Annotated in this window: 23 protein-coding genes and 2 tRNA genes; 8 read left to right on the forward strand and 17 right to left on the reverse strand. The window is 69.4% G+C overall.

The window, feature by feature from the left end:
* Positions 1 to 68: 68 nt before the first annotated feature.
* Positions 69 to 1,328, reverse strand: a complete 1,260-nt coding sequence (locus ACO2Q3_RS08535; protein WP_423306137.1) for a polyhydroxyalkanoate depolymerase — start codon at positions 1,326 to 1,328, stop codon at positions 69 to 71.
* Positions 1,329 to 1,548: 220 nt separating this feature from the next.
* Here ACO2Q3_RS08535 and ACO2Q3_RS08540 point away from each other — a divergent pair, with 220 nt between their 5' ends.
* Positions 1,549 to 2,202, forward strand: a complete 654-nt coding sequence (locus ACO2Q3_RS08540; protein ID WP_423306138.1) for a glutathione S-transferase — start codon at positions 1,549 to 1,551, stop codon at positions 2,200 to 2,202.
* 6 nt (positions 2,203 to 2,208) lie between these two features.
* Here ACO2Q3_RS08540 and ACO2Q3_RS08545 read toward each other — a convergent pair whose 3' ends face one another.
* From ACO2Q3_RS08545 to clpX, 11 genes are all read right to left on the reverse strand, one after another.
* The gene (locus ACO2Q3_RS08545; RefSeq protein ID WP_423306139.1) at positions 2,209 to 2,724 is read right to left on the reverse strand and encodes a GFA family protein; all 516 of its coding nucleotides are present in this window, start codon (positions 2,722 to 2,724) and stop codon (positions 2,209 to 2,211) included.
* 88 nt (positions 2,725 to 2,812) lie between these two features.
* Entirely contained in the window at positions 2,813 to 2,974 is a 162-nt protein-coding gene (locus tag ACO2Q3_RS08550) for a hypothetical protein (protein ID WP_423306140.1), read from the reverse strand.
* Positions 2,975 to 2,991: 17 nt separating this feature from the next.
* Positions 2,992 to 4,908, reverse strand: a complete 1,917-nt coding sequence (gene feoB, locus ACO2Q3_RS08555; RefSeq protein ID WP_423306141.1) for a ferrous iron transport protein B — start codon at positions 4,906 to 4,908, stop codon at positions 2,992 to 2,994.
* Entirely contained in the window at positions 4,905 to 5,231 is a 327-nt protein-coding gene (locus ACO2Q3_RS08560) for a FeoA family protein (RefSeq protein WP_423306142.1), read from the reverse strand. Before ACO2Q3_RS08560 ends, feoB begins: the two co-directional genes overlap by 4 nt.
* A gap of 78 nt (positions 5,232 to 5,309) precedes the next feature.
* Positions 5,310 to 5,987 carry a Fe2+-dependent dioxygenase gene (locus tag ACO2Q3_RS08565; protein WP_423306143.1) on the reverse strand — a complete coding sequence of 226 codons (678 nt, stop codon included), beginning with the start codon at positions 5,985 to 5,987 and terminating at the stop codon, positions 5,310 to 5,312.
* Between the two features lie 9 nt (positions 5,988 to 5,996).
* The gene (locus ACO2Q3_RS08570) at positions 5,997 to 8,489 is read right to left on the reverse strand and encodes a TonB-dependent receptor (protein WP_423306144.1); all 2,493 of its coding nucleotides are present in this window, start codon (positions 8,487 to 8,489) and stop codon (positions 5,997 to 5,999) included.
* Between the two features lie 140 nt (positions 8,490 to 8,629).
* Complete coding sequence (locus ACO2Q3_RS08575; RefSeq protein WP_423306145.1) at positions 8,630 to 10,870, reverse strand: ATP-binding protein; 2,241 nt, start codon at positions 10,868 to 10,870, stop codon at positions 8,630 to 8,632.
* Between the two features lie 175 nt (positions 10,871 to 11,045).
* Positions 11,046 to 11,122: transfer RNA gene (locus ACO2Q3_RS08580), tRNA-Val, on the reverse strand.
* A gap of 96 nt (positions 11,123 to 11,218) precedes the next feature.
* Positions 11,219 to 11,491 carry an HU family DNA-binding protein gene (locus ACO2Q3_RS08585; RefSeq protein WP_423306146.1) on the reverse strand — a complete coding sequence of 91 codons (273 nt, stop codon included), beginning with the start codon at positions 11,489 to 11,491 and terminating at the stop codon, positions 11,219 to 11,221.
* A 163-nt stretch (positions 11,492 to 11,654) separates the two neighbouring features.
* A complete protein-coding gene (gene lon / locus ACO2Q3_RS08590) occupies positions 11,655 to 14,054 on the reverse strand; it encodes an endopeptidase La (protein WP_423306147.1) in 2,400 nt (799 codons plus the stop codon).
* A 395-nt stretch (positions 14,055 to 14,449) separates the two neighbouring features.
* Positions 14,450 to 15,712, reverse strand: coding sequence for an ATP-dependent Clp protease ATP-binding subunit ClpX (gene clpX, locus ACO2Q3_RS08595; RefSeq protein WP_423306148.1), 1,263 nt, complete (start codon positions 15,710 to 15,712; stop codon positions 14,450 to 14,452).
* A gap of 219 nt (positions 15,713 to 15,931) precedes the next feature.
* Between clpX and ACO2Q3_RS08600 the strand changes: the two genes are divergently transcribed.
* From ACO2Q3_RS08600 to ACO2Q3_RS08615, 4 genes are all read left to right on the forward strand, one after another.
* The gene (locus ACO2Q3_RS08600) at positions 15,932 to 16,588 is read left to right on the forward strand and encodes an HAD-IB family hydrolase (protein WP_423306149.1); all 657 of its coding nucleotides are present in this window, start codon (positions 15,932 to 15,934) and stop codon (positions 16,586 to 16,588) included.
* Positions 16,589 to 16,607: 19 nt separating this feature from the next.
* Positions 16,608 to 17,012, forward strand: coding sequence for a nucleoside triphosphate pyrophosphohydrolase (locus ACO2Q3_RS08605; RefSeq protein ID WP_423306150.1), 405 nt, complete (start codon positions 16,608 to 16,610; stop codon positions 17,010 to 17,012).
* Positions 17,009 to 17,260, forward strand: coding sequence for a hypothetical protein (locus ACO2Q3_RS08610; protein ID WP_423306151.1), 252 nt, complete (start codon positions 17,009 to 17,011; stop codon positions 17,258 to 17,260). Before ACO2Q3_RS08605 ends, ACO2Q3_RS08610 begins: the two co-directional genes overlap by 4 nt.
* Positions 17,261 to 17,343: 83 nt before the next feature.
* A protein-coding gene (locus tag ACO2Q3_RS08615) for an IS630 family transposase (protein WP_423306152.1) occupies positions 17,344 to 18,317 on the forward strand; the annotation gives its coding sequence in 2 pieces (ribosomal slippage) (positions 17,344 to 17,679 and positions 17,682 to 18,317; 972 coding nt in all).
* 246 nt (positions 18,318 to 18,563) lie between these two features.
* On the opposite strand, the gene ACO2Q3_RS08620 is transcribed toward ACO2Q3_RS08615, so the two are convergent.
* Entirely contained in the window at positions 18,564 to 19,196 is a 633-nt protein-coding gene (locus ACO2Q3_RS08620; RefSeq protein WP_423306153.1) for an ATP-dependent Clp protease proteolytic subunit, read from the reverse strand.
* Positions 19,197 to 19,396: 200 nt separating this feature from the next.
* Complete coding sequence (tig, locus tag ACO2Q3_RS08625; RefSeq protein WP_423306154.1) at positions 19,397 to 21,004, reverse strand: trigger factor; 1,608 nt, start codon at positions 21,002 to 21,004, stop codon at positions 19,397 to 19,399.
* 225 nt (positions 21,005 to 21,229) lie between these two features.
* On the opposite strand from tig, the gene ACO2Q3_RS08630 reads away from it, so the two are divergent.
* Both ACO2Q3_RS08630 and ACO2Q3_RS08635 read left to right on the forward strand, forming a co-directional pair.
* Positions 21,230 to 21,314 (forward strand) — tRNA-Leu (locus ACO2Q3_RS08630).
* A gap of 56 nt (positions 21,315 to 21,370) precedes the next feature.
* Positions 21,371 to 22,798 (forward strand): amino acid permease, encoded by a 1,428-nt coding sequence (locus tag ACO2Q3_RS08635; protein WP_423306155.1) that lies wholly within the window; start codon positions 21,371 to 21,373, stop codon positions 22,796 to 22,798.
* Positions 22,799 to 22,876: 78 nt separating this feature from the next.
* On the opposite strand, the gene ACO2Q3_RS08640 is transcribed toward ACO2Q3_RS08635, so the two are convergent.
* Genes ACO2Q3_RS08640 through ACO2Q3_RS08650 form a run of 3 tightly spaced genes read right to left on the reverse strand, consistent with a single transcriptional unit; the run spans position 22,877 to position 25,377 of the window.
* On the reverse strand, positions 22,877 to 23,281 hold the full coding sequence (locus ACO2Q3_RS08640) for a hypothetical protein (RefSeq protein ID WP_423306156.1): 405 nt from the start codon (positions 23,279 to 23,281) through the stop codon (positions 22,877 to 22,879).
* Between the two features lie 47 nt (positions 23,282 to 23,328).
* A complete protein-coding gene (locus ACO2Q3_RS08645; protein WP_423306157.1) occupies positions 23,329 to 24,783 on the reverse strand; it encodes an NAD(P)H-hydrate dehydratase in 1,455 nt (484 codons plus the stop codon).
* A gap of 27 nt (positions 24,784 to 24,810) precedes the next feature.
* Positions 24,811 to 25,377: a histidine phosphatase family protein gene (locus tag ACO2Q3_RS08650; protein ID WP_423306158.1), complete on the reverse strand. Its 567-nt coding sequence runs from the start codon at positions 25,375 to 25,377 to the stop codon at positions 24,811 to 24,813.
* Positions 25,378 to 25,833: 456 nt separating this feature from the next.
* Here ACO2Q3_RS08650 and ACO2Q3_RS08655 point away from each other — a divergent pair, with 456 nt between their 5' ends.
* The gene (locus ACO2Q3_RS08655; protein WP_423306159.1) at positions 25,834 to 26,166 is read left to right on the forward strand and encodes a P-II family nitrogen regulator; all 333 of its coding nucleotides are present in this window, start codon (positions 25,834 to 25,836) and stop codon (positions 26,164 to 26,166) included.
* The last annotated feature ends 24 nt before the right edge of the window (positions 26,167 to 26,190 follow it).

The following is a 26,190-nucleotide window of genomic DNA, read 5'->3' on the forward strand; positions in this document are numbered from 1 at the left end:
CCCCGGGTCTGCGCTGCGCGCCGCCCGGGGTGACGAGGGGTGGGATCCCTGAACCGTCCCGGGAAGGGCTAGCTGAGGGCCATGATCATGTTGCGCACCAGCGGGTAGATCTGGTTCGACCATTTGCGCCCGCTGAACACCCCGTAGTGGCCGACGCCGGGCTGCAGGTGGTGGCGCTTGCGATTGGCGAAGATGTTGCTGCACAGGTCGTGCGCCGCCACCGTCTGGCCCACCGAACAGATGTCGTCGCGCTCACCCTCGACGGTGAACAGCGCCGTGCGCCGGATCGCCGCCGGATTGACCTTGCGGTTGCGCCAAACCAGTTCGCCCTTGGGCAGCAGGTGCTCCTGGAACACCCGCCCGACGGTCTCCAGATAGAACTCGGCGGTCAGGTCCAGCACCGCGAAGTACTCGTCGTAGAAGGTCTTGCCGGTGGTCGCCTCGGCGGTGCGTCCGGCGGCGAGGTGCGCATACATGTCGATGTGGCTGTCGACGTGGCGGCCGAGGTTCATCAGCATGAACGCGGTCAGCTGCATGAAGCCGGGATAGACCCGCCGCCCGGCGCCGGGATGGCGCGCCGGCACGGTGGCGATCAGTTCGCTCTCGAACCAGTCGAGCGGATGGTTCTTGGCCAGCTGGTTGACCTGGGTCGGGTTGATCCGGGTGTCCACCGGCCCGGCCATCAGGGTCATGCTCACCGGGGTGGCCGGATTGTCGTCCTCGGCCATCAGCGACACCGCCGCCAGGGCGTGGGCGCAGGGTTGGCAGACGCCGATCAGGTGACCGCCCGGCCCGATCGTCTCCATGAAGGCGATCACGTGCTCGACGTATTCGTCGAAGCCGAACGGGCCGGCGCTGACCGGCGCCTCGCGCGCGTTCTTCCAGTCGGTGATGTAGACGTCGTTGTCGGGCAGCAGGGTCTCGACGGTGCCGCGCAGCAGGGTGGCGAAGTGGCCCGACAGCGGGGCCACCAGCAGGATGCGCGGCTGCTCGGGATCGCCTTCCTTGCGGAAGCGCACGAGGTCGCCGAACGGGGTGGAGGCGACCACCTGTTCGGTCACCGGCCGCGCCTCGCCGGCCACCCTGACGCTGCGAAAGCCGTAGTCCGGCCGCTGGTGGGTCAGGCCGGCGCGGCTCAGCATCTCCCAGCCGGCGGCGACCTGCGCCAGGGGCGGAACCTGGCGCACCCAGGGCGGGCCGAAGCCGAGGCTGGCCTGGGCGGCGCCGGCGGTCAGCCGCAACGGCGCCAACAGGTCGGCCTGGGCCTGGAAGGCCAGGTAGCGCATCCGCGCGCGCATGTCCGCAAGGCTTTCGGGCGCCAGTTCCATGGCCGCGATCACTGCCGCGCCCGACCTGCGGCGCCACCTTGGCTCAGCCCGACGGCGGTCCGGCGGCGACGGATGCGTCGGCCAGGGCGCCGCAGCCCTCGCGGCGCCCAAGTTTGCATCAAACCTGCGAGGAGCCAGCGCCGCCACGCGCCGGCTTGGACGCCTCAGCCCGCCCGGCGCTACGCCTTGGGCCAGACCCTGTTCCGGGCCGGAGACGCCGATGGCCAAGGCCACCCTGACCATCTCGAGCCGCAACTATTCCTCATGGTCGCTGCGCGGCTGGCTGCTGTGCAGGTTCGCCGGCCTGGACTTCGAGACGGTGATGACGCCGATCGATGATGCCGCCGCCCGCGCCGAGCTGCTGCTGCTGTCGCCCTCGTTCCTCACGCCGTGCCTGACCCTGGACGGCGTCAAGGTGTGGGACACCCTCTCGATCGCCGAGTTCCTCAACGAGGAAATGCCGGAGGCTGGCCTGCTGCCGCACGACCGGGCCGAGCGGGCGCTGTGCCGTTCGATCAGCGGGGAGATGCACTCCGGCTTCGCCAACCTGCGCGCCGCCCTGCCGATGAACCTGAAAGCCAGGCACCCCGGCTTCAAGGTCTGGGCCGGGGCCCAGTCCGACGTCGACCGCATCTGCGCCATCTGGCGCGAGGCCCTGGCCGCCTCCGCCGGCCCGTTCCTGTTCGGCGAGCTGACCATGGCCGACGCCATGTACGCCCCGGTCTGCACCCGCTTCGCCACCTATGACGTCAAGTTGGACGACGCCTGCGCCGCCTATCGCGACCGGATCCTGGCCCTGCCGTACATGACCGAGTGGACGGCCGAGGCGCTCAAGGAGCCCGACGAGGTCGAGGAACTCGACGTCGAGTTCTAGAGGCGCTCAGGCCAGGTCCGGCGCCAGCGCCCGCTTCGACCGCCGCGGTCGCTGCCACATCACCCCCGGATAGCCCTTCAGCGGCCCCAGCGCCTCGCCACGCCAGGTCCAGTCGGCCGCCTGCTCCAGGTGCATGTGGTAGCGCGGTTCGCGGCCCGTGCGGGTCTCGAACAGCGGGCGGGGGATGTTGATCATCTTCGGCGAGCGCGCCCGCTCGTAGAACAGCGGCGTTCCGCAACGGGCGCAGAAGCTGCGCGTCGTCCCGGCCTCGACGTCCTCGTAGCGGCCGATGCACGCCTCCCCCTCGAGCAGGCGGAAACGGCTCTTCCAGCTGCCGACGTAGGTGGCGTAGGCGCAGCCCTGGGCGTGGCGGCTGGCCGGCGAGTGGTCATGCCAGGCCCACACCGCGGGCACGTCGATCTCGAAGCGCACCGCGCCGCAGACGCAGCCGCCGCGGGCCTGGGTGTTCGATCGCGGCGCCCTGGGCTGGGCGTCGGATTTCGGCGAGGCGGGCTTGCGCATGCGGGACTCGGGGGCGGCTGTCGTCGGAAGCCGCCAGCCTAGCGCAGGAATGCCCTGGGCATGTCAGTGTGCGCGCGACGCCCTGCCGTCAGTCACCGCAGGCGCAGTCGTCCCCGCAGTTGAGGTCGCGCGCCGCCACCCCCGCCCGCGCAGCCCTCGCCCGCCGGACCATGCCCTTGAGCACCAGGTTCCAGGCCGTCCAGCCGGCGGCGGCGGCGACGATCAGATAGACGACGATCCACTGCGCCATGGGCTCTGGTCTCCGCCTCAGCCGGCCCCGAGGGCGACGGCCACGTGATAGGTGATGAAGGCGGCGACGTAGGCCAGGGTGATCATGTAGCCGAACATGATCGCCGGCCAGCGCCAGCTGTTGGTCTCGCGCCGGACCACGCCCAGGGTCGAGGCGCACTGCGGGGCGAACACGTACCAGGCCAGGAACGCCAGGGCCGAGGCCAGCGACCACTGGTGCGCCAGGTGCGAGCCCAGAACGCCGGCCGCCCCCTCGCCGCCCTGCACCGCATAGACGGTGCCCAGGGCGCCCACGGCCACCTCGCGGGCGGCCATGCCCGGGATCAGGGCCACGGCCATCTGCCAGGAGAAGCCGATCGGGGCCAGCAGCGGCTCGATGGCGTGGCCGATCATGCCGGCGAAGCTGTAGTCGATGGCCGGTCCCTTGGCCCCCGACGGCGGCGACGGAACGGTGGACAGGAACCAGATCAGCACCATCATCGACAGGATGATCGTGCCGGCCCGCTGCAGGAAGATCTGCGCCCGCTGCAGCACGTTGCGCAGCACGTTCAGCGGATCGGGCAGCTTGTAGGCGGGCAGCTCCATCAGGAACGGCTCGGACGCCCCCCGCCAGAAGACCTTGCGCACCACCCAGGCCACCGCCAGGGCGCTGACCATGCCCAGGGCGTAGAGGCCGAAAAACACCAGGCCCTGCAGGCTGAGGCCGTAGACCGTCCGGTGCGGCACGAAGGCGGAGATGATCAGGGTATAGACCGGGATGCGCGCCGAGCAGGTCATCAGCGGCGCCACCAGGATGGTGGTCAGCCGGTCGCGCTTCTGGTCGATCACCCGGGTGGCCATGATCCCGGGGATGGCGCAGGCGAAGCTGGACAGCAGGGGGATGAAGGCGCGCCCGTGCAGCCCCGCCCCGCCCATGATCTTGTCCAGCAGGAAGGCCGCGCGGGCCATGTAGCCGAAGTCTTCGAGGAAGATGATGAAGGCGAACAGGATGACGATCTGGGGCAGGAACACCACGACGCTGCCCACGCCGGCGATGATCCCGTCGCACAGCAGGCTTTTCAGCACGCCGTCCGGCAGCACCGCGCCGACCAGCACGCTCAGGTGATCGAAGCCGGACTGGATCAGGTCCATGATCGGCTGCGCCCAGGTGAACACCGCCTGAAACATCAGGAACAGGATGCCCAGCAGGATCGCCACCCCGGCCACGGGGTGCAGCAGCACGCTGTCCAGCCGCCCGGTCCAGGTGTCCGGACGCTTGGGCGGGGTCACGCAGGCCTTCAGGATCCGCTCGGCGTCCCTGTGCAGGGCGCGGATCTCCGCGGCCGAGGGTTCATGCCAGGTCACGGCCTGGTCGCCGGCCGGCCTTGCCGCAGCCGCGCGCGTTGCGACGGTGCGCACCAGATCGTCGATGCCGCGCTTGCGGGTGGCCACCGTGGTCACCACCGGCATGCCGGTCTCGGCCGCCAGGCGCTCGAGGTCGATCTCCAGGCCCTGGCGCTGGGCGATGTCGAACATGTTCAGCGCCAGCACCGCCGGACGGCCCACCGCCCGCAGCTCCAGGATCAGCCGCAGCACCAGGCGCAGATTGGTGGCGTCGGCCACGCAGACCACCACGTCCGGCGGCGTCTCCCCGGCCAGCCGGCCGAGCACGGCGTCGCGGGTGACCACCTCGTCGGGGCTGCGCGCCCGCAGCGAATAGGTGCCGGGCAGGTCCAGCACCGTGACCTTGCGGCCGTCGGCGGTGGTCAGCTGGCCTTCCTTGCGCTCGACGGTCACGCCGGCATAGTTCGCCACCTTCTGACGCGACCCGGTCAGGGCGTTGAACAGGGCGGTCTTGCCGGAATTGGGGTTGCCCACCAGGGCCACGCGCAGCGGCCCGGCGGCGACGGCCGCCCCCTGGACGGCGGGGGCGATGACCTCGGCGGCGGCGCTCATCCGGCCAGCGGCGGGACGACCCGCACGAACACGCCCCGCGCGTCGCGGCGGCGCAGCGCCACGCGCATGTCGTCCAGCTTCACCGCGATCGGGTCGCCGCCGAACGGCCCCTCGTGCAACACCTCGATGCGAGCGCCTTCGACGAAGCCCATCTCCAGCAGCCGCCGCTCCATCTCCTCGGGGGCCAGGTCGCCGCTTTGCGGCGCCTCGACGCGCGCCACCTGCCCGGCGACGCCCTTGGCCAGCCCGCTCAGGCAGGTCATGGCCTCGCCGCCCTGGGCGTCGGGGTGAGACGGCGGATCGAACTCGGGAAGTCTACGCACGGCGCACTCGGATTTTCCTGTCGAGAACGATTATCAATATCAGACTAACGGACTCTTGCGCAATCGCCTTGATCCAGCTCAAGCCTCGCCAAAACGACGCACGAGATTGTGGTAGATCCCCGCCAGGGCGACGACCTGCGCATCCCCCTGCCCCACCCTGGCCGACAGGTCGCGGATCGCCTGGTCCAGGTCGTGCAGCGTCTGGCGGTCCGGCTCGCTCTTGACCATCGACTGGGCCCAGAAGAACGACGCCCAGCGCGACCCGCGGGACACCGCCTCGACCCGATGCCGGCTGGTGGCGGGATAGAGGATCATGTCGCCGGCCGGCAGCTTCACCGCGTGCTCGCCGTAGGTGTCCTCGATCACCAACTCGCCGCCGTCGTAGTCCTCCGGCTCGGTCAGGAACAGGGTGCAGGAGACGTCGGTGCGATAGCGCACGGGCCCGGCGAAGCGCACCGCGTTGTCGATGTGCGTGCCGAAGGCCATGCCCTCGTCGTAGCGATTGAACAGCGGCGGGAAGACCCGCAGCGGCAGCGCCGCCGAGACGAAGCTCTCGTTGCGGCCCAGCGCCGTCAGGATGCGCTCGCCCAGCGCCCGCGCCTCCGGCGCATCCTCGGGGATCTGCAGGTTGCGCTTGGCCAGCGCCGACTGGGCGCCGGCGGTCACGCGCCCGTCGACCCAGGCCAGCCGTTCCAGCACCGCGCGGAACTCGGCTACCTCGGCCTTCGACAGTATGCCTTCGACGTGGACCAGCATGTCTGTTTCCTAGAAGCTAGCGCCCAGCGAGACGACGAAGGTCCGGCCGGCGGCGGGAACCGCCCGGTTTGCGAACACCTGGGTGTAGTTCAGCCGGTCGGCCAGGTTGTAGACGTTCAGCGCCACCCGATAGCGGCTGAAGCGCCAGGCGACGAAGGCGTCCAGCGTGACGCTCTCGGGTATCTCGGCGATCTTGCTGGCGACCAGGGTGGAGCGGCTCGCATACGAGGCGCTGACCGCGGTGTACGCCGCATAGAGCCGGCTCTGGTAGACGACGTCGCCGCCCACCTCGAGACCCGCCAGCGGCCCCTTGAAGTCGTAGCTGGTGAAGATCGAGGCGGCGTTGCGCGGAACCAGCAGCACCTGGCGGCCCTCGGCGACGGTGTTCTCCACCGGCAGCGCCGCCGTGGCCCCCACAGGGCAGACGACGGTGGTCGGCGTCCCCGCCGTGCTGGTCGGGACCACGCAGTTGACGAACGACTGCCGGACCCGCGCGTCGAGGTAGGTGTAGTTGGCCGACACCGTCCAGCCCGGCGCGAGCTTGCCGGTCAGGCCCAGCTCGACGCCCCTGACCTCCTGTTTCTCGCCGGACTGGGCCAGCAGGAAGCCGGTGGAGGGATCCGTCTGGGTGGCGTTGTTCTTGCGCACGTCGAACAGCGAGCCGGTCAGTGACAGGCGTCCGCCCCAGACGCCGATCTTGGCCCCCACCTCGGTGGCGTTGGCGACCTCGGGCTGCAGGTCCTTGGCGGTGAGCGCCACGGCGGTGGCCGCCCCGACGATGGAAGCCCCCTGCGGCGTCGCCGAGCGCCCCCACGACACATAGACGGTCGACGTGGACGACGGCTCGTAGATCAGGCTGACCCGGGGATCGAACAGGGTCGACTTCACGCTGATCGGCGTCAGCACATTGCCCGGCGCCACGCTGTTGAAGTTCGCCCAGTAGCCGTCCACGCGCACGGAGCCCATCAGCGACAGCTGGCGCGTGAACCAGAAGCGGTCGGTGAGGAAGCCGCCGACGTCCGTGGCGTCCCCCCAGGTGTTGGTCACGGTGCTGGAGGTGGCGCTGGTGCAGACCGCGACCCCGGTCGGGCAGGTCAGGTTGGCCGCGGTCGGCAGGATCGGCGCATAGCCGGGCGGCGGCGTGTTGTTGGGGTTCAGCAGGTTGACCGGGATCTTGGTCCTGGCGACCGCCGAGCCGAGATAGCCCCCGGGGATGGTCGCCGGCAGGCTGTAGACCCAGAACCGCTTCTTGTTCTCCTGGTAGGAGACGTCCACGCCGCCGATCAGCTCGTTGCGGAAGCCGCCGACCGGCGCCTCGATGCGCACCGTCGAGATGTTCTGCGCGCCCCAGGCGTTCATCTGGTACGGGCCCGAGCCGCCGATGGTGCCGATCGGCACGGTGGCCGGATTGTTGTCCAGCAGGGCGTCGGCGCAGGTCTGGTGGGTGACCGGGTCGGTGTAGCAGCCGTCCACGGTGGTGTACTGGAAGTACCGGGAATAGACCCCCACGCGGGTGTCGCTGGTCACCGTCAGCCAGGGACGGACCTGGCTCTTGAACCGGGCGGTCACGATATCCGCCGTGGTGCGGTCGATGTCGGTGTCATAGCCGTCGAAGGTGGAGGCGCGCAGCCCGTATTCGGTCAGCGGCAGGGCGACCAGGCTGCCCGTCGGCTGGCCGATGACGATGCCGTAGTCCGGCAGGCGGGTGTCCTGCTGGTGCACGTAGTTGATCGTGAAGCTGGTCCGCGTCCCCAGGCCGAAGCCGGCCGCCGCCGCCAGCCCCCAGCGGTGGGAATAGACGTCGTCGCGCCCCACCACCCCGGCCCGCGTCCCCATCAGGTTCAGCCGCACGGCGGTGGTGTCGTTGATCACGTGGCTGATGTCGGCCAGCCCGCGGTAGTAGGACCCGCCGCCCACATAGCCGTCGACGTCCGCGAAATCCTTCAGCACCGGCCCCTTGGAGACGGTATTGATCACGCCGCCGGTGGTTCCGCGGCCGAACATGGCGCCCGAGGGGCCCTTGAGCACCTCCACCGCCTCGGCGTCGAAGCTGTCGCGGGTGTAGACCCCGAAGTCGCGCAGCCCGTCCACATAGACGTCGTCCTTGGCGTCGAAGCCGCGGATCTTGAACTGGTCGCCGTTCAGCGTGCCGCCTTCACCGATGGCGATGGTGATGCCGGGGACGTTGCGCAGGGCCTGTTCCAGGCTGGCGACGCCCTGGGCCTTGAGCTGGTCGGCGCCGATCACCTGGATGGCCTGGGGCGTATCCTGCACCGTCGTCGGCAGGGTGGCGATGCCGGTGTCGCCCTGCAACGGGGCGTGGGCGCCGTGCACATCGACGGCGGAGACCTCGTTGGCGACGTCGGCCTCGACCGTCGCGGTCGCGGCGATGGCCGCGCCGGGCGCCAGCGCCACCGCCCCGGCCATCACGGCGCCGCCCATGGGCCTGCGGCGCGCATAGCCGACGATCCCCACCTTCCCGACCCGCGGACCCACACTCATGACCATCCCCTCGAAGCACTTGCGATTGCGTTTGCGAAGCGTTCTTAGGATGGGACTCGGGCCCTGGCAATGCGAATTATTCGCAACTAGCCTTACTTCCCTGGACGGGGTCGCCGGACGGCCGGCGCTTCACGCCGCCCTCAGGCGGCTGCGCGCTCCTCGCACACCGCCACCGACGCCAGGGCCTGGAACAGGGCCTGGGCCGAGAGCGGCTTCGACAGGTGAAGATCCGCGCCGGCCGCCCGCCCGGCCGCCACATGTTCAGGCATCGCATTCGCCGAGACCATGAATACCGGCGTGCGCCCGCCCTGGCGCGAACCTTCCAGGCTGCGGATCTGACAGGTGGCCTCAAGGCCGTCCATCCCCGGCATCTGCATGTCCATCAGCACCACGTCGAAGGGCTCCCGGCGCCAGGCCTCGACGGCCTGGGCCCCATCCTCGACCAGCACGCATTCCGCGCCCAGGTGCGCCAGCAGCAGCTCCAGCAGGCGGCGGTTGTTCGGGTTGTCGTCCGCCACGAGCACCTTCAGCGGGCGTTCCACCCCGGACCATTCGGGCTCGGCGTCGGCCCCCGTCGGCGCCGTCTCGGCCAGCGGCAGGCGGACGAGAAAGCGCGAGCCCTCCCCCACCCGGCTGGACGCCTCGACCTGCCCGCCCATCAGCTCGGCAAGCTCGCGACAGATGGCCAGTCCCAGCCCGCTGCCCCCGTAGCGATGCTGGATCGACCCGTCCGCCTGCTGGAAGCGCTCGAACAGACGGCCGAGCGCCTCGGCGTCCATTCCGCGACCGGTGTCCCTGACCTCGACCTCGAAGGCCCCATCCGGCCCCCGCCGGGCCTGGATGGTCACACTGCCGGCTTCGGTGAACTTAACGGCATTGGCGGCCAGGTTTGTGACGATCTGCTTGACCCGGGTCACGTCGCCGTCGGCCCAGACGTCAGCGGCCGCATCGACGGTGACCTCGAAGTCGAGGCCGGCGTCGGCCGCCCGTTGCGCGCAGAGCACGGCTGCGGCGCGCACCGCCTCGCCGAACAGGAAGGGTTCGGCGGTCAGTTCCAGGGCCCCCGATTCAACCCGCGCCAGGTCGAGGATGTCGCACAGCAGGCGATTGAGGGTGCCGCCGGATGAGCGGATGATCTCGACCAGCTCTGCCTGGGTCGTGCTGAGCGCGGTCAGCGCCAGGGCGTCGGCGACCCCGAGCACGCCGTTCAGCGGCGTGCGGATCTCGTGGCTCATGTTGGCCAGGAAGGCGCTCTTGGCCCGGTTCGCAGCCTCCGCCTCGTCACGGGCGCGCGCCAGATCCTCTGCAGCCTGCTTGAGGGCGGTGATGTCCACCACACTGGTGACGCGCCCGCCATCGGCGGTCGGCGCCTCGATGACCCGGAACCAGCGCCCGTCGGGCGAGCGCTCCTCCCGCGTCGACGAGCCCTGGCGTTCCGCCCGCTTGCGCGCCAGCCAGCCCGGATCGGCCGCGCTGCTGAAGGCGCCCGTCTCCATCGCCGGACGCAGCACGCAGGCTTCGTAGGTTCGGCCGCGCACGGGCGTCAGGCCGAACGGCTGCAGGGACTCCGCATAGCGCCGGTTCCAGACCTGATAGCGATCCTCGGCATCGAAATAGGCCAGGCCGTCGGGCATGGCCTCGAGGATTCCGGCCATGCGGCGGCGCGACCGGCGCTGGCCGCGCGCCTCGAGCGCCACGGTGGCCACGGCGGCCAGCATGATCAGGCCCGCCAGGCATCCCACCGCCAGGGCCATCACCGCGTTCGGCAGCAGGCTGGAGGGGATCTCGGCCTGCCCATCCGGCGTGATGCTGACCGCGGCCATGCCGATGAAGTGCAGGCAGACGATGGCCACCACGAACAGGGCCGCCGCCTCGACGTCACGTCCGAGGCTGCGCCGCGAGGACAGGGCGGCGCGCAGCGCCAGCATTGAGAAGACCACGCCCAGCAGCAGGGCGACGCCCAGGTAGTCCGGCCGCCAGGCCAGGTGGCCCGCGGTGCGGAACGCCGACATGCCGGTGGCGTGCATCGCCGCGATCGACAGCCCCAGCATGGCCCCGCCGCCGACGGCCGCCAGGTTGCGGCGGGCGCGCGCCGCGAACACCAGGGCTGCCGCGACCCCCGCCATGGCGATGACCAACGACAGGGCGGTGCCCGCAGGGGCATAGCCGGTGGGCAGGCCGGGATCGAAGGCGAGCATGCTGATGAAGTGCGTCGCCCAGACCCCTGCGCCGCCTGAGACGCCCGCCGCGATCAGCCAGCCGCGCCCACGGCGGCCGGCCTCGACCCGGGCATGGCCGAACATCCGCATGGTCGTGAACGCCGCGGCCAGGCAGACGAACACCGCCAGCCCGAGCATCCACGGATGGTGCTCACGCACCATGCAATCAAGAGTCCTGAACACCCGGCCGCGATCCTTGGAGACAGGAAGGACGAAGCCTCGTTCCTCGCAGAATAGGACTGACGAAAGCTTTCAGGCCCCGACGACAGAAGGTCGCGGGGCGCCGGGTGGGGGCGCGACGCCCGGCCGGGGACGGGACGGCTCCGGGCCGTGGCCATGGTGGGCGGCGAGGGGTTCGAACCCCCGACCTCCTGGGTGTAAACCAGGCGCTCTAACCAGCTGAGCTAGCCGCCCGCGCGGGCTGCGCTCTTACGGTATGCGGCCGCGAACGAAAAGAGGCGGCCGCCGATGGCGACCGCCTCTGTTCATGTCCGACCTCGGCGGCGCGGCCTAGTTGAGCGCGCCCTTCAGTCCCTCGCCGACGCGGAAACGCGCCGTCTTGGACGCCGGGCGCTTCACCGTCTCGCCGGTGCGCGGATTGCGGGCCTGGCCGGCCGCGCGGTTGACCGGCACGAAGCTGCCGAAGCCGACCAGGCGAACCTCTTGTCCCGCCTTCAGCGAGGCCGTGACGGAGTCGATGAACGCTTCCAGCGCGTCCTTCGCCTGGGTCTTGTTGAGCCCCGCCTTCTCGGCGATCGCATTCACCAGTTCAGCTTTGGTCATGAAGGTCTCCCAACCCTTAAGCGGCGACGCTCTCTCGCTGACGCCGCTTCGCTTGGCAGGGATTATGACGCCTCAGAAACGGCCGTCAAACAAACGCGGCGTGGGAATCCCCACGCCGCGCAAGTTATCGGCATTAAGTTGAGCCTGCGGCCCCGCTTGATGGTTAGTGGGTGATGACCGGGTCGGCCTCCACCTCGTCCGGCGACGGCGGAACGTCGGGCGTGCCGTCCTCGTCGTGCCACTCGATCGGGATCAGCGGTCCGGTGAGGGCGCGCGCCAGGGCCTCGTCCGCGGTGGCGATCGGGATGATCTCCAGCTTGGACTTCACGTTGTCGGGCACCTCGGCCAGGTCCTTCTCGTTCTCCGAGGGGATCAGCACCGTCTTGATGCCCGAGCGCAGCGCCGCCAGCAGCTTCTCCTTCAGGCCGCCGATCGGCAGCACCCGGCCGCGCAGGGTGATCTCGCCGGTCATGGCGAGGTCCTTGCGGATCGGGATGCCGGTGAGCACCGAGGTGATCGCCACCGCCATGGCCACGCCCGCCGACGGACCGTCCTTCGGGATAGCCCCTTCCGGCACGTGCAGGTGCACGTCGGTCTTGTCGAACAGCGTCGGCTTGATGCCGAACTTGGTGGCCCGCGAGCGCACGAAGCTGTTCGCCGCCGAGATCGACTCCTTCATCACGTCCTTGAGGTTGCCGGTGATGGACATGCGTCCCTTGCCCGGCATCCGCACGGCCTCGATAGTCAGGATGTCGCCGCCGAAGTCGGTGTAGGCCAGGCCGGTGACGATGCCGACCTGATCCTCCTCGTCCGTCTCGCCGTAGCGATAGCGCTTCACGCCGGCGTACTTCTCCAGCAGCGCCGCGTCGACGGTGACCTGGACCAGCTTTTCCTTGGCCATGTCCCGCACCGCCTTGCGCGCCAGGTTGCCCAGCTCCCGTTCCAGCGAGCGGACGCCGGCCTCACGCGTGTAGTAGCGGATCAGGTCGCGGATGGTCTCGTCCGGCACCACCCACTCGCCTTCCTTCAGGCCGTGGTCCTTGGCCAGCTTGGGCAGCAGGTGCCGCTTGGCGATCTCCACCTTCTCTTCCTCGGTGTAGCCGGGGATGCGGATGATCTCCATGCGGTCCAGCAGCGGCTGGGGCATGTTCAGGCTGTTGGCCGTGGTCACGAACATCACGTTCGACAGGTCGTAGTCGACCTCCAGATAGTGGTCCGCGAAGGTGGAGTTCTGCGACGGGTCCAGCACCTCCAGCAGCGCCGACGAGGGGTCGCCGCGCCAGTCGGCGCCCATCTTCTCGATCTCGTCCAGCAGGAAGAAGGCGTTGGTGGTCTTGGCCTTCTTCATCGACTGGATGATCTTGCCGGGCATCGAGCCGATGTAGGTCCGGCGGTGGCCGCGGATCTCGGCCTCGTCACGCACCCCGCCCAGCGACAGGCGCACGAACTCGCGGCCGGTGGCCTTGGCGATCGAGCGGCCCAGCGAGGTCTTGCCGACGCCGGGCGGTCCGACCAGGCACAGGATCGGCCCCTTCAGCGAGCCGGTGCGCGCCTGCACCGCCAGGTACTCCAGGATGCGTTCCTTGACCTTGTCCAGGCCGTAGTGGTCCTCGTTGAGGATGTCCTCGGCCTTGACCACGTCGATGGGCTTCTGCTTGGCCTTGCCCCACGGGATCGACAGCAGCCAGTCCAGGTAGTTGCGCACCACGGTGCTTTCCGCGGACATCGGGCTCATGTTGCGCAGCTTCTTCATCTCGGCCTCGGCCTTGGCCCGGGCTTCCTTGGAGAGCTTGGTCTTCTTGATCCGCTTCTCGAGCTCGAGCAGCTCGTCGCGCGCGTCGTCCTGTTCGCCCAGCTCGCGCTGGATCGCCTTCATCTGTTCGTTCAGGTAGTACTCGCGCTGGGTCTTCTCCATCTGGCGCTTCACGCGCGAGCGGATCTTCTTCTCGACCTGCAGCACCGAGATCTCGCCCTCCATCAGGGCGAACACCTTTTCCAGGCGCTTGACGACATTGAAGATCTCCAGCAGCTGCTGGCGATCGCCGATCTTCACCGCCAGGTGGGCGGCGATGTTGTCGGCCAGCTTGCCCGGCTCGGTGATCTGCGGGATCGCGGCCAGGGCTTCCGGCGGGACCTTCTTGTTCAGTTTGACGTAGTTCTCGAACTGCTCGATCACCGCGCGCGACAGCGCCTCGGCCTCGTGCACCTCGCCGCCGTCTTCCTCGATCGCCGAGATAGAGGCTTCGTAGAACTCCTCGCGGGCGGTGAACTTCAGCACGGCCGCGCGGCTCTTGCCTTCCACCAGCACCTTCACGGTGCCGTCCGGCAGCTTCAGCAGCTGCAGCACGGTGGCCAGCACGCCGACGTCGAAGATGTCCTCCGGCGCGGGATCGTCCTCGTCGCGGTCCTTCTGGGTGACCAGCAGGATCTGCTTGTCGGTCTTCATCACCTCTTCGAGGGCCTTCACCGATTTCTCGCGGCCGACGAACAGGGGCACCACCATGTGCGGGAACACCACGATATCCCGCAACGGCAGCACAGGCAGGGTCTTTATCTCGGACATGATGCTTACTCTCCTGGCCGGCGCGGGCAGAGCGTCTGCGCGCCTGGCTTATGTCGGGCCGCGGTCACATCGACGATGCGTCGAGTCGGACGGCCCGGCCGCCTCCACTCCGGGCGGTTTCGGAAGGATTATGTGGATGCTTTCCTGTCACATTCAAGCGACACCGGGAAGCGGCGGCAAGGGGTCGCGCCAGACCGGTCAAGCTCGAAAGCGATTGTCGATCACCCGACGATGGACGCAATCCTCAGCCCCACTCAGCGCAGAGCGAGGCATTTTTCTCCGGCGGGGCGCTGTGGCCGCGCCACCACATGGCGCCCGGGAACAGCATTGCACACAGGAAAACGGGCGCCGGAAGGTCCGGCGCCCGCCACAATTGATCCGTCTGGCGGAACGGGTCAGGCGGAGGCCTGACCGCCCTTCTTCTCGGCGTAGATCAGCAGCGGCTGGCCGCGGCCTTCCACCACTTCCGGATTGACCACCACTTCCTCGACGCCCTGCATGGTGGGCAGGTCGAACATGGTCTCCAGCAGGATGCCTTCCAGGATCGAGCGCAGGCCGCGCGCGCCGGTCTTGCGGGCGATGGCCCGACGGGCCACGGCCTTCAGCGCGTCGTCGGTGAAGGTCAGGCCGACGTTCTCCATGTCGAACAGGCGCTGGTACTGCTTGACCAGGGCGTTCTTCGGCTCGGTCAGGATCTTCACCAGGGCGTCCTCGTCGAGGTCGTCCAGGGTGGCGATCACCGGCAGGCGGCCGATGAATTCCGGAATCAGGCCGAAGCGCTGCAGATCGTCCGGCTCCACCTGGCGCAGGATCTCGCCCGTGCGGCGCTCGTCCGGGTCCGACACCTTGGCCGAGAAGCCGATCGAGGTGCCCTTGCCGCGGCCGGAGATGATCTTCTCCAGGCCGGCGAAGGCGCCGCCGCAGATGAACAGCATGTTGGTGGTGTCGACCTGCAGGAACTCCTGCTGAGGATGCTTGCGCCCGCCCTGCGGCGGCACGGAGGCGACGGTGCCCTCCATGATCTTCAGCAGCGCCTGCTGCACGCCCTCGCCCGAGACGTCGCGGGTGATCGAGGGGTTGTCGGACTTGCGGCTGATCTTGTCGACCTCGTCGATGTAGACGATGCCGCGCTGCGCACGCTCGACGTTGTAGTCGGCCGCCTGCAGCAGCTTGAGGATGATGTTCTCGACGTCCTCGCCGACATAGCCGGCTTCAGTCAGGGTCGTGGCGTCGGCCATCGTGAACGGCACGTCGATGATTCGGGCCAGCGTCTGGGCCAGCAGCGTCTTGCCGACCCCCGTCGGCCCGACCAGCAGGATGTTCGACTTGGCCAGTTCGACGTCGTTGTTCTTCTGGGCGTGGTTCAGGCGCTTGTAGTGGTTGTGCACCGCCACGCTCAGCACCTTCTTCGCGTGGTCCTGCCCGATCACGTAATCGTCCAGGACTTCGCGGATTTCGCGCGGCGTCGGCACGCCGTCCTTGGACTTCACGAACGCGATCTTGTGCTCTTCGCGAATGATATCCATGCACAGTTCCACGCATTCATCACAGATGAACACGGTGGGGCCGGCTATGAGCTTACGCACCTCATGCTGGCTCTTTCCGCAGAAAGAGCAGTACAGGGTGCTCTTGCTGTCGCCGCTGGCGGCTTTGGTCATAGTCGCTTCTCACTCTCCGACGTGGCCCGCGGGAGGCAGCCCTACGTCATTACCCCGGCTACCTGGAACTCGAACCATGCACGATAGGCGCCGCGGGTTGTCTAATTCTTGACATTCCCCGATCCGATTGCGGATCACAAGCCTGTCAGGGGGAATCGAGCGCTTTCGCCGCTGGGGTGTCGCATTTCAGGCGCCCCAAAAAACTGGGGCTGTTCTAAAATGGGAGACGCAGGCCAGGATCGCCAGACGTCGCAGACGCCGCAGGGGGTTTTCCGGCCTATCGTGGCCTTCGACTTCGATGGAACCCTGACCTGGAAGGACAGCTTCATGGCCTTCCTGCGCTGGCGCGTGGGCGCGCGGCGCTATGCCGCTGGCATGGCGCGGCTGGCCCCGGCCGCCTTCGCCTACCTCGGCCACCGCGACCGCGAGCGGCTCAAGGCGCGCGCCGTGCGCCAGTTCCTGCGGGGCGTTTCCCGCGCCGATCTGGAGGCGGACGCCCAGCGGTTCGCCGCCGAGCGGGCCCGCCGGCTGCTGCGTCCGGACGCCACCGAGGTGTGGAAGCGCTGGCAGCGCCAGGGGGCGCGGCTGGTGATCGTCACCGCCAGCCCGGAGAGCATCGTCGCCCCGTTCGCCCGCGGCCTGGGGGCCGAGCGGCTGATCGGCACGCGCCTGGCGTTCGACGACCACGACCGGGTCACCGGCGGCTTCCTCAGCCCCAACTGCCGCGGCCCTGAGAAGGTCGCGCGCCTGAAGCAGGCCTTCGGCGAGGATATGATGCTGGAGGCCGCCTATGGTGACACCGACGGCGACCGCGAGATGCTAGCCATGGCCGACACGCCGGGGATGAGGGTGTTCGCTGGCCGGCCGAAGACCTGACGAGGGAGCTCGCCCGCCCATGCCCCGGACCTTGCGCTTTCGCGTCGGCAAGCTGATCCGGGACCGGCTGCCGGCGATCATGCAGGCCGACGGCCTGACCACCTTCGAACGCGCCCTGCCCCTCCGCGACTTCCAGGCGGCGCTGGCGGCCAAGCTGGTCGAGGAAGCGCGCGAGGCCGCGGCGTCCGGAACCCGTGCAGAGCTGGTGGAGGAACTGGCGGACGTCGCCGAGGTGATCCTGGCGCTGACGGCCGCCCACGGCATCGACGCCGCGGAGATCGAGGCCGCGCGGATCGCCAAGCGCGCGGCGCGCGGCGGCTTCGACGGCCGGGTCTGGAACGACGCCGTGGCGGCGCCGGAAGGCTGCCCCGCGCTCGACTACTACCTTGCCCGCCGCCACGCCTATCCGCAGGAGGGCGAATGAAACACGCCGGTCCCGCCGCCCTCGACGCCCTGGAGCCGCTGCTGGCGCGCATCCGCGCCACAGGGGCGCTGAAGGAGAAGAGCCGCGGCGTCTTCTACCTGAAATCGAAGGCCTTCCTGCACTTCCACGAAGACCCCGCCGGCCTGTTCGCCGACGTCCGCAACCCCGCCGGCACCGACTTCGACCGCTTCAAGGTGGATGAGGACGCGGGGGCGCAGGCGATGATGGAGAGGCTGGCGGACCTCTAGAGCGGGTTCCTTTCTGGCGGAATCGGGGTTCCCAAATCAGCGGAGAGCTGATTCACCCTGGCTGCTGGGGGAGGCCAGCTGGGATGACGGCTCCTTACTCGATGGATCTTCGGGCGCGGGCGATGGCGCGCCGGGCTGCGGGCGAGACGCATCGCGAGATTGCGGCGGCGCTGCAGGTGGCGCCCTCGTGCATATCGAAGTGGGCGCGCCGTGAGCGTGAGACGGGATCGCTGAAGCCGGATGCGATCGGGGGCCGCAAGCCGCGGACGCTGAGCGGCGATCTGGCGAGGTGGCTGGAGGAGCGGATCGCGTCGGGGCCGTTCACGCTACGGGGGCTGACAGCGGAGCTGGCGGAGCGCGGGATCAAGACGACGCCGCGGGCGGTGTGGATCTTCGTGCGCGAGCAGGAGCTGACTTTTAAAAAAAGAGCGCCTTCGCCGAAGAACAGCTCCGACCCGACGTAGCCCGTCGCCGGGCCCGCTGGAGAACGCACCAGAAGAGCGTTGATCCCTCTCGTCTGGTCTTCATCGACGAAACCTGGATCAAGACCAACATGGCTCCCCTGCGGGGCTGGAGCCTGCGGGGCAAGCGCCTGAAGGGCTACGCTCTGCGGGGCAAGCGCCTGAAGGGCTACGCTCCACACGGCAAGTGGAAGACCCTGACCTTCGTCGCGGCTCTGCGCAGCGACCGGATCGACGCGCCCTTCGTGATCGACGGCCCGATCAACGGCGAGCTCTTCCTGCTCTACATCCGCGAGGTTCTCGTTCCGGCGCTCTCGCCCGGCGACGTCGTGGTGATGGACAACCTCGGCAGTCACAAAAGCCGAAAAGCCCGCGCCGCGATCCGCGCCGTCGGCGCTCACCTCATCTTCCTGCCGCCCTACAGCCCCGACCTGAACCCCATCGAGCAGGTCTTCTCCAAGCTCAAACACCTCATGCGAAAGGCGCAGCCCCGCACCGTCGAGGAGACCTGGCGAAGCGCTGGCGCGCTCCTCGACCGCTTCACCGCCAAAGAGTGCAGCAACTACCTCGTTAACGCCGGATACGCTTCCGTGTGAACGAGTCCCGCTCTAGCCCACAATCTCACCCACCGACTCTCTTCCCCCTTTGGGGGAAGTACCGCCGAAGGCGGGGATGGGGGCTGCCGCGCGGAGCCCCCTACCCCCGCTTCGCGGGTACTTCCCCCCAAGGGGGAAGAGAGCAAGAGAGTCCCCAGCTTGGCGCCGACGTTGCGCGGCCAGCCTGGGCCCCGGCCTTCGCCGGGGTGAGCGGGTTAGGGGGGAGCCCGAAGGCTCCCCGATATCCTACTTCTTTTCCGCTTCTTCCGAGGCTTCGCGGCTGGAGTAGATGTGGTCGACGATGCCCCATTCCTTGGCTTCTTCCGCGCTCATGAAATAGTCGCGGTCCAGGGTGCGCTCGACCTCTTCGTAGGTGCGGCCGCAGTGCTTGGCGTAGAGTTCGTTCAGCCGGCGCTTGGTCTTGATGATGTCCTCGGCGTGGCGCTCGATGTCCGAGACCTTGCCGGAGAAGCCGCCGGACGGCTGGTGCACCATGATGCGGGCGTTCGGCAGGGCCACGCGCAGGCCCGGCTCGCCGGCCATCAGCAGGAACGAGCCCATCGAGGCGGCCATGCCCATGCAGGTCGTGGCCACCGGGCTGCGGATGTATTGCATGGTGTCGTAGATCGCCAGGCCGGAGGTGACGATGCCGCCGGGCGAGTTGATGTACATGTCGATCTGCTTCTTGGGGTTCTCGGACTCCAGGTACAGCAGCTGGGCGCAGATCAGCGCCGACATGCCGTCGTCGACAGGACCGTTCAGGAACACCACACGCTCGCGCAGCAGGCGCGAGAAGATGTCGAACGCCCGCTCGCCCCGGCTGGACTGCTCCACGACCATGGGCACGAGGTTCAAGGATGTGGTGAACGTATCGCTCATAAGAAACCCTTCTCGAAGCGGCCGCACGCCCTGCGCCGGCCTTCAGTCCGATATCGCGTGCGGGACGGCCAGTTGCAAGGCGGGATGCGGCCGCAGCGGCCGGCGTTGAGCGCGTCCCGACGGCAGAACGCCGCCCCCGGCCGGCTGGCCAGGGACGGCGCTCGCTGAGATCGGTGCGCGGCCGCCCAGGCGGCCGGGCGCTATTCCTTGGCCTTGGCGGCCTTCTTCGCCGGCTTGGCCTTGGCCTCTTCAGCCGCGGGCTCGGCCTTCTCGGCCTTGGCCTTGGCGGCCTTGGCCGGCTTGGCTTCGGCTTCGGTCTTCTCGGCCTTCGCCTTGGCGGCCTTGGCCGGCTTCTCGGCGGCGGCCTCCTCGGCCGGCGCGGCGTCGGCCTCGGCCTTCTTCGCCGGCGACTTCTTGGCGGCGGCCTTCTTGGCCGGCTTGTCGGCCTTCGCCTCGCCGTAGCCTTCCGGCAGCTCGTCGTCGGCCAGCAGCTCGTCCTTGCTGACTTCGTTGTCCGTAACCTGCGCGCGGCCCAGGATCAGGTCGACCACCTTCTCCTCGTAGATCGGCGCGCGCATCTGGTTGCGGGCGTTGGCGTTGCCGCGCAGCATGTCATAGATCTGCTGCGCCTGGGCCCCGTACCGCATGGCCTCCTGACGCATGGCGTCGTTCAGCTCCTGCTCGGAGACCTGGATGTTGTTGCGCTGGCCGATCTCCGCGAGGATCAGGCCCAGACGCACCCGGCGCTCGGCGATCTTGCGGTATTCGGCCTTCAGCTCGTCTTCCGACTTGCCCTCGTCCTCCGGCGCCACGCCGCCCTGGGCGCGGTCCTGCTCGACCTGCTGCCAGATCACGTCGAACTCGGCGTCCACCATGCGCGGCGGCAGCGGGAAGTCGTGGGCGGCGTCCAGCTTGTCCAGCAGGGCGCGCTTGAGCTTGAAGCGCGAGGTCTCGCCGTACTGCTGCTCCAGGTTCGACTGCAGGGCCGCCTTCAGGGCGTCCAGGTCGCCGAGGCCCAGGCGCTGGGCCAGGGCGTCGTCCGCCTGGCCTTCCTTGGGCTCGCTGACTTCCTTGACCGTGACTTCGAACTCGGCCGGCTTACCGGCCAGGCGCTCGACCTGGTAGGTCTCGGGGAAGCTGACCTTGACGATCCGGGTGTCGCCCGGGGCGGCGCCGACCAGCTGTTCCTCGAAGCCCGGGATGAACTGGCCGGAGCCCAGCACCAGGTTGGCGTCGTTGGCCGTGCCGCCGTCGAACGCCTCGCCGTCGATACGGCCGACGAAATCGATCAGCAGCTGGTCGCCGTCCTTGGCCTTGGGCGACTTGCCGCCGCGCGGCTCATAGGTGCGGTTCTGCTTGGCCAGCTCCTCGACCGCCTCCGTCACCTCGGCGTCGCTCGGCTTGTACACCGGGCGGGTCAGGGCCAGCGTGGTCACGTCGATCGGCTCGAAGTCCGGCATGACCTCGACGTTGAGGTCGTAGTTCAGGTCTTCCTTGCCGGAAAACACCTGCTCCAGGTCGCCCTGCGGCTCCAGGTCCGGCTGGGCGGCGACGCGCAGCTTGTTGTCGTCCAGCACCTTCTGCGAGGTCTCGTTGAGGGTTTCGCCCACGACCTCCCGCATCAGGTCCTTGCCATAGATGCGCTTCACGTGGGCGATCGGCACCTTGCCGGGCCGGAAGCCCTTCAGGTTCATGCGCGGAGCCAGCTCCGCGATCTTGGCGTCGAGCTTGGCGCCCAGCTCCGTGGCCGGCACCGTCACGCCGTAGACGCGGCTCAGACCGCCACCAGACTTTTCAACGACTTGCATGGACATTCCAGGTGTTCTCGCGACGGGCGCCTGCCCGCTCTCCAATGAAGACGCCGCCGCCGGGGTGAAGCATCCCGACCGGCGGCGCGAAACGAACGGGCCATATGCCACGCCGTCCCCCTCGCCTCAAGCGCCCTGCGGCCGCAGCCCGGCGCCGAGGACCCCGGCCGATCGCGAGGGCGCCCCTTGCCGACCTCCCCCACCCCGGTCATAAGCCGCATCCAGGCGGATGTGGCGGAACTGGTAGACGCACTGGATTTAGGTTCCAGCGCCGCAAGGCGTGGAGGTTCGAGTCCTCTCATCCGCACCACTTCCCTCGGAAGGAAATCCGGCGGAGGCTCCCCCCTTGAGTCATCGGGGGCCCGAATGAGCTTCATCACCCGCCGCAAGTCGCTGGACGCCGCGCCCCTTGCGCAGGACCTGACCACCCACAAGCTGCGCCGCACCCTGTCGTGGCCGCACCTGATCGCCCTGGGCGTCGGCGCCATCGTCGGCACCGGCATCTACACCCTGATCGGTATCGGCGCGGGCATGGCCGGCCCGGGCGTGATGCTGTCGTTCGTCATCGCCGGCGCCGTCTGCGCCTTCGCCGCCCTGTGCTACGCCGAGATGGCGACGATGCTGCCGCAGGCGGGCAGCGCCTACACCTATGCCTACCATGGCGTCGGCGAAGGCTTCGCCTGGATGGTCGGCTGGAGCCTGATCCTGGAATACACGGTGGTCGCCGCGGCGGTCAGCGCCGGCTGGTCGGGGCAGGTATCCAGCCTGATCACCCAGTGGGGCTGGCCCATCCCGCACGCCCTGCTGGCGCCCCCCGGCGCCGGCGGCATCGTCAACCTGCCCAGCATCCTGATCGCGGCCGGCGTGACGGCCGTGCTGCTGGCCGGCACGCGGGAGAGCGCGACGGTGAATTTCATCCTGGTGCTTGTGAAGCTGGCCGCCCTGGCCGGGTTCATCGCCCTGACCCTGCCGGTCTTCGACGGCGCCCACTTCCATCCCTTCATGCCGTTCGGCTTCGGCGCGACCGAAGGGGCCGACGGCGCCAAGCACGGGGTGATGGCGGCCGCCGCGCTGATGTTCTTCGCCTTCTACGGCTTCGATGCGATCTCCACCGCCGCCGAGGAGACCCGCAATCCGTCGCGCGACCTGACCATCGGCATCGTCGGCTCGATGCTGCTGTGCACGGCGATCTACATGCTGGTGGCCGCCGCGGCCCTGGGCGCCTCGCCCTACGACGTGTTTTCCAGGGACGGCGCCCCGCTGGCCTTCATCCTGAAGACGCTGAACCATCCGCTCGCCGCCGCCCTGATCGCCGGCGCGGCGGTGGTGGCCCTGCCGACGGTGATCATGGTGTTCATGTTCGGCCAGACGCGGATCTTCTTCGCCATGGCCCGCGACGGCCTGATCCCGCGCGCGCTGGCCGCCGTGGGTCCGCGTGGCGTGCCGACGCTGGTGACCCTGCTGACCGGCGCCTTCGCGGCCCTGATCGCCGGTTTCGTGCCGCTGAAGCAGATCGCCGAGGTGGCCAACGCCGGAACCCTGCTGGCGTTCGTCGCCACGGCCCTGTGCATGCTGATCCTGCGGCGCGTCGCGCCCGCCCGGCCACGCGCCTTCCGCTGTCCGGCGCCCTGGCTCGTGGGTCCGCTGGCGATCCTCGGCTGCCTCTACCTGTTCGCCAGCCTGTCGCGCTTCACCATGATCTTCTTCGTCGGCTGGAACCTGGCGGGGTTCGCCGTCTACCTGGCCTATGGCCGGACGGCGAGCCGTCTCGCCCGCGACGGCGGGGCCGCCTGAACGGGCCGCCCGAACGACAGAGGGCGCAGCCGATGGCCGCGCCCTCCAATCCCCAGAATGCTTCCAGGCTGCGCCGCTCTAGCAGCGCTTCACCCAGTGGTGATGTGTCAGCACCATCCGGCAGCCGCCGCCGCCCGCGACCGCGTGGCCGGCGCCGTGATGACGGCCGTGGTGACGCCCGGTCGTCGCCGCCGCATGGTGGTGGCGGCCGTGATGGCGCGTGGCGTGGGCCGCAGCCGCCTGATGGTGGTGACGATGGTGGCGGCCATGCGCCGCCGCCGCCGGCTTGCCGGCGTGATGACCGCGATGATGGTGGTGACGGCGGCCGTGGTGCGCCGCCGGCTTGGCGGCCGGCTTGGCCGCGCTGGCGGCGGCCGCGTGGTGATGATGATGGTGCGTGCGCGCTTCGGCCGGCGCAGCGGCGAGCGACAGGCTCGCGAGCGCGAACGCCGCGGCGACGGCCGCCTTGATGGTCTTGATCATGAATGTCTCCTGCGCGGCCCCGGCGTGTCCCCCGGCGGACTCGGCGTTCAAACGCCCCGTTCCCATAAGTCCTTCAATACCTCAGGCACCTTGCCCGGCAAGTCCTCACTGATCAGCCCAGGACCAACGGCCGCACCCGCCTGGGCGTGGATCCAGGCGCCGGCGCACGCCGCCTCGAAGCTTTCCATGCCCTGGGCGATCAGCCCGCCGATCAGCCCCGCCAGCACGTCGCCGGAGCCGGCCGTGGCCAGCCAGGGCGTGCCGTTGAGGTTCACCGCCGCCCGGCCGTCCGGCGAGGCCACCACGGTGTCGGGACCTTTCAGCAGCACCGTCGCCTGCGCCCGCCGCGCCGCGCTGCGGGCGGCGCTGATCCGCTCGGGCGCGGCCTTCAGCATCCCCGGGAAGATGCGCTCGAACTCGCCCACGTGCGGGGTCAGCACGTCGTCGCGGTCCAGGGCCGAGAACAGCTCGCCCGGATCGTTGCGGAACACGGTCAGGGCGTCGGCGTCCAGCACCAGGGCGGCGCCGGTGCGGGCGAGCCCCAGCACGTTGCCCAGCGTGGCCTCGTTCACCCCTGCCGCCGGCCCGATCACCACCGCCTCGGCGTCGGACGCCGCCGCCTCCAGCTCCAGCTCGGTCTCGAACGGCTTCAGCATCACCGCCTCCAGGTGGGCGGCGTTGACCCGCAGCGCCTCCGGCGGCGACAGCAGGGTCACCAGGCCCGCCCCGACCCGCAGCCCCGAGCGCGCCGCCAGCCGCGCCGCGCCGGTGCTCCAGGGCTCGCCCGAGACCACGATCATGCGCCCACGGGCGTGCTTGTGCGCGTTCACCGCCGGCCAGGGAAAGCGCGCCAGCCAGAGGTCCGGGGTGTTTTCCCACAGCTGCGCGGGCGTCTCGCCCAGGCCGATGTCGGCGACCGCCACCTCACCGCAATAGCTGAGCCCCGGCTGCAGCACGTGCCCCGGCTTGCGCCGGTGGAAGGTCACCGTCAGGGCGGCGTGGAAGCACTCCTCGCCGACCTTGCGGCCGGTGTCGCCCGACAGGCCGCTGGGCGTGTCGACGGCGACGACCTTGTGCGCCCAGCGCTCCGAGGCCCGGGCCAGGCGCTGGATCTCCGCCGTCAGCGGCCGGTCGAGGCCGGCGCCGAAGATCGCGTCCACCACCAGCTCGGCATTCGCTGCTGCGGCGTTCAGCAGCCCGACCGGGCCGGTCCAGCGCGCCGCGGCGGCGATGGCGTCTGCTGACTTCGGCGGCGCCGCGACCTGCACCGAGACGTCCCAGCCATGCTCGGCCAGCATCCGGGCCACCACATAGCCGTCCCCGCCGTTGTTGCCCGGCCCGCACAGCACCACGGTGCGCCGCGGGCTGAACCGCTCGAGGATCGCCTGCGTGACCGCGCGCCCGGCCCGCTCCATCAGCTGGGTCCCCGGCGTCCCCGCCGCGATCGCCGCCTTGTCCCCGGCGGTCATCTCCGCGACGGTGAGAATTTCTCGCGCAGCCAATGTCGTCCGTGCTCCGACCAAACCCTGCTACAGAACGCCAGTCTGGGCCTCGGGGCCACGCTCCACCAGCCTCAGACCGTCGTCGCCGAGCGCCAGGGTGGTCATCGAGGTGTGGTCCGGGCGGAACACGATCACCCGGTCGTCGCCGGCCAGATGCGAGACCACCGCGTTGATCGCCACGAAGTGGCTGAACACCGCCGTGGACGGCAGCCGCGCCACCGCCGCCGAAACCTCGCGGCGCCAGGCGTCGTAATCCAGGTCGCCCTCGATCGCCGACCAGGTCCCCCCCATCGCCTGGCGCAGCCAGGCCGGCCGCTCGTTGAGGCCCAGCGCCCTGGGCGTGGGGATCTCGCCCACCGACGGCACGATCTCCACCTCGACCCCCAGGGCGTCGGCGAACGGCTGCGCCGTCTCGCGGCAGCGCTTCAGCGGCGAGCTGACCACCCGGGTCGGGCGGCGGTCTTCGGGCAGGGCGAGCAGCACCTCGGCGGCGGCCCTGGCCTGGGCGCGGCCGGTCTCGTCCAGACCCGGATCATCGTCATCACCCCAGCCGGCAGCCGGTTTTCCATGCCTGATCAAATAGATGTTCGTCATAAGTCATCCACTCAATGAAAGGTCGCGGGGCCACCCTAGCCCCGCCATTTGGCGCCTTCACGACAGGCTGGCGACCACACCTCAGCCGCCTCCGGCGCCCGCCATTTCGCCACAAATTCAATCACTCACGCTCCCGCCGCGATCGCGCCGTCGGCCCCTGCGCCGGGGTCAACCGCCCGGTTCGGCGCGCCGGACCGCGTTTCAACCCTGTTACAGCCCCCTTCCGGGCCCCACTCACCGCGATCCTTAGGCCGCCGCGGCGCGTTCTCAAGCGCTTTGCGGCCATGCCCTCATTTCGGGCAACGTCCGCCGCAAAAATAGGCGCCATTGCGGGCCGCCTCCGATTGACGCCTCGCCCCAACGCGTGGCTCTTGTGCCCGCGAACCGCGGCATGCTGGGTCGCGGCGAAGTCAAGACGGCGCCCGAACGGGCCCGAACGGGGTGTCTGGTCAGTCCATGAAGAAGATCGAAGCGGTCATCAAACCCTTCAAGCTGGACGAGGTGAAGGAGGCCCTGCAGGAGCTGGGCGTCCAGGGCATGACCGTTCTCGAAGCCAAGGGCTACGGCCGCCAGAAGGGCCACACCGAGCTCTACCGCGGCGCCGAGTACGTCGTGGACTTCCTGCCCAAGATCGAGGTCATCCTGGCGGACGACCAGCTGGGCCCGGCGCTGGAAGCGATCCAGAGCGCCGCCCGCACCGGCCGCATCGGCGACGGCAAGATCTTCGTCTCCGAAATCACCGACGTCGTGCGTATCCGCACGGGGGAATCCGGCGCCACGGCCATCTGAGGCGGGCGCTCGAAGCGAACTCTA

It is taken from the genome of Caulobacter sp. KR2-114, from assembly GCF_049446115.1.
Taxonomy (GTDB): Bacteria; Pseudomonadota; Alphaproteobacteria; order Caulobacterales; family Caulobacteraceae; genus Acaudatibacter.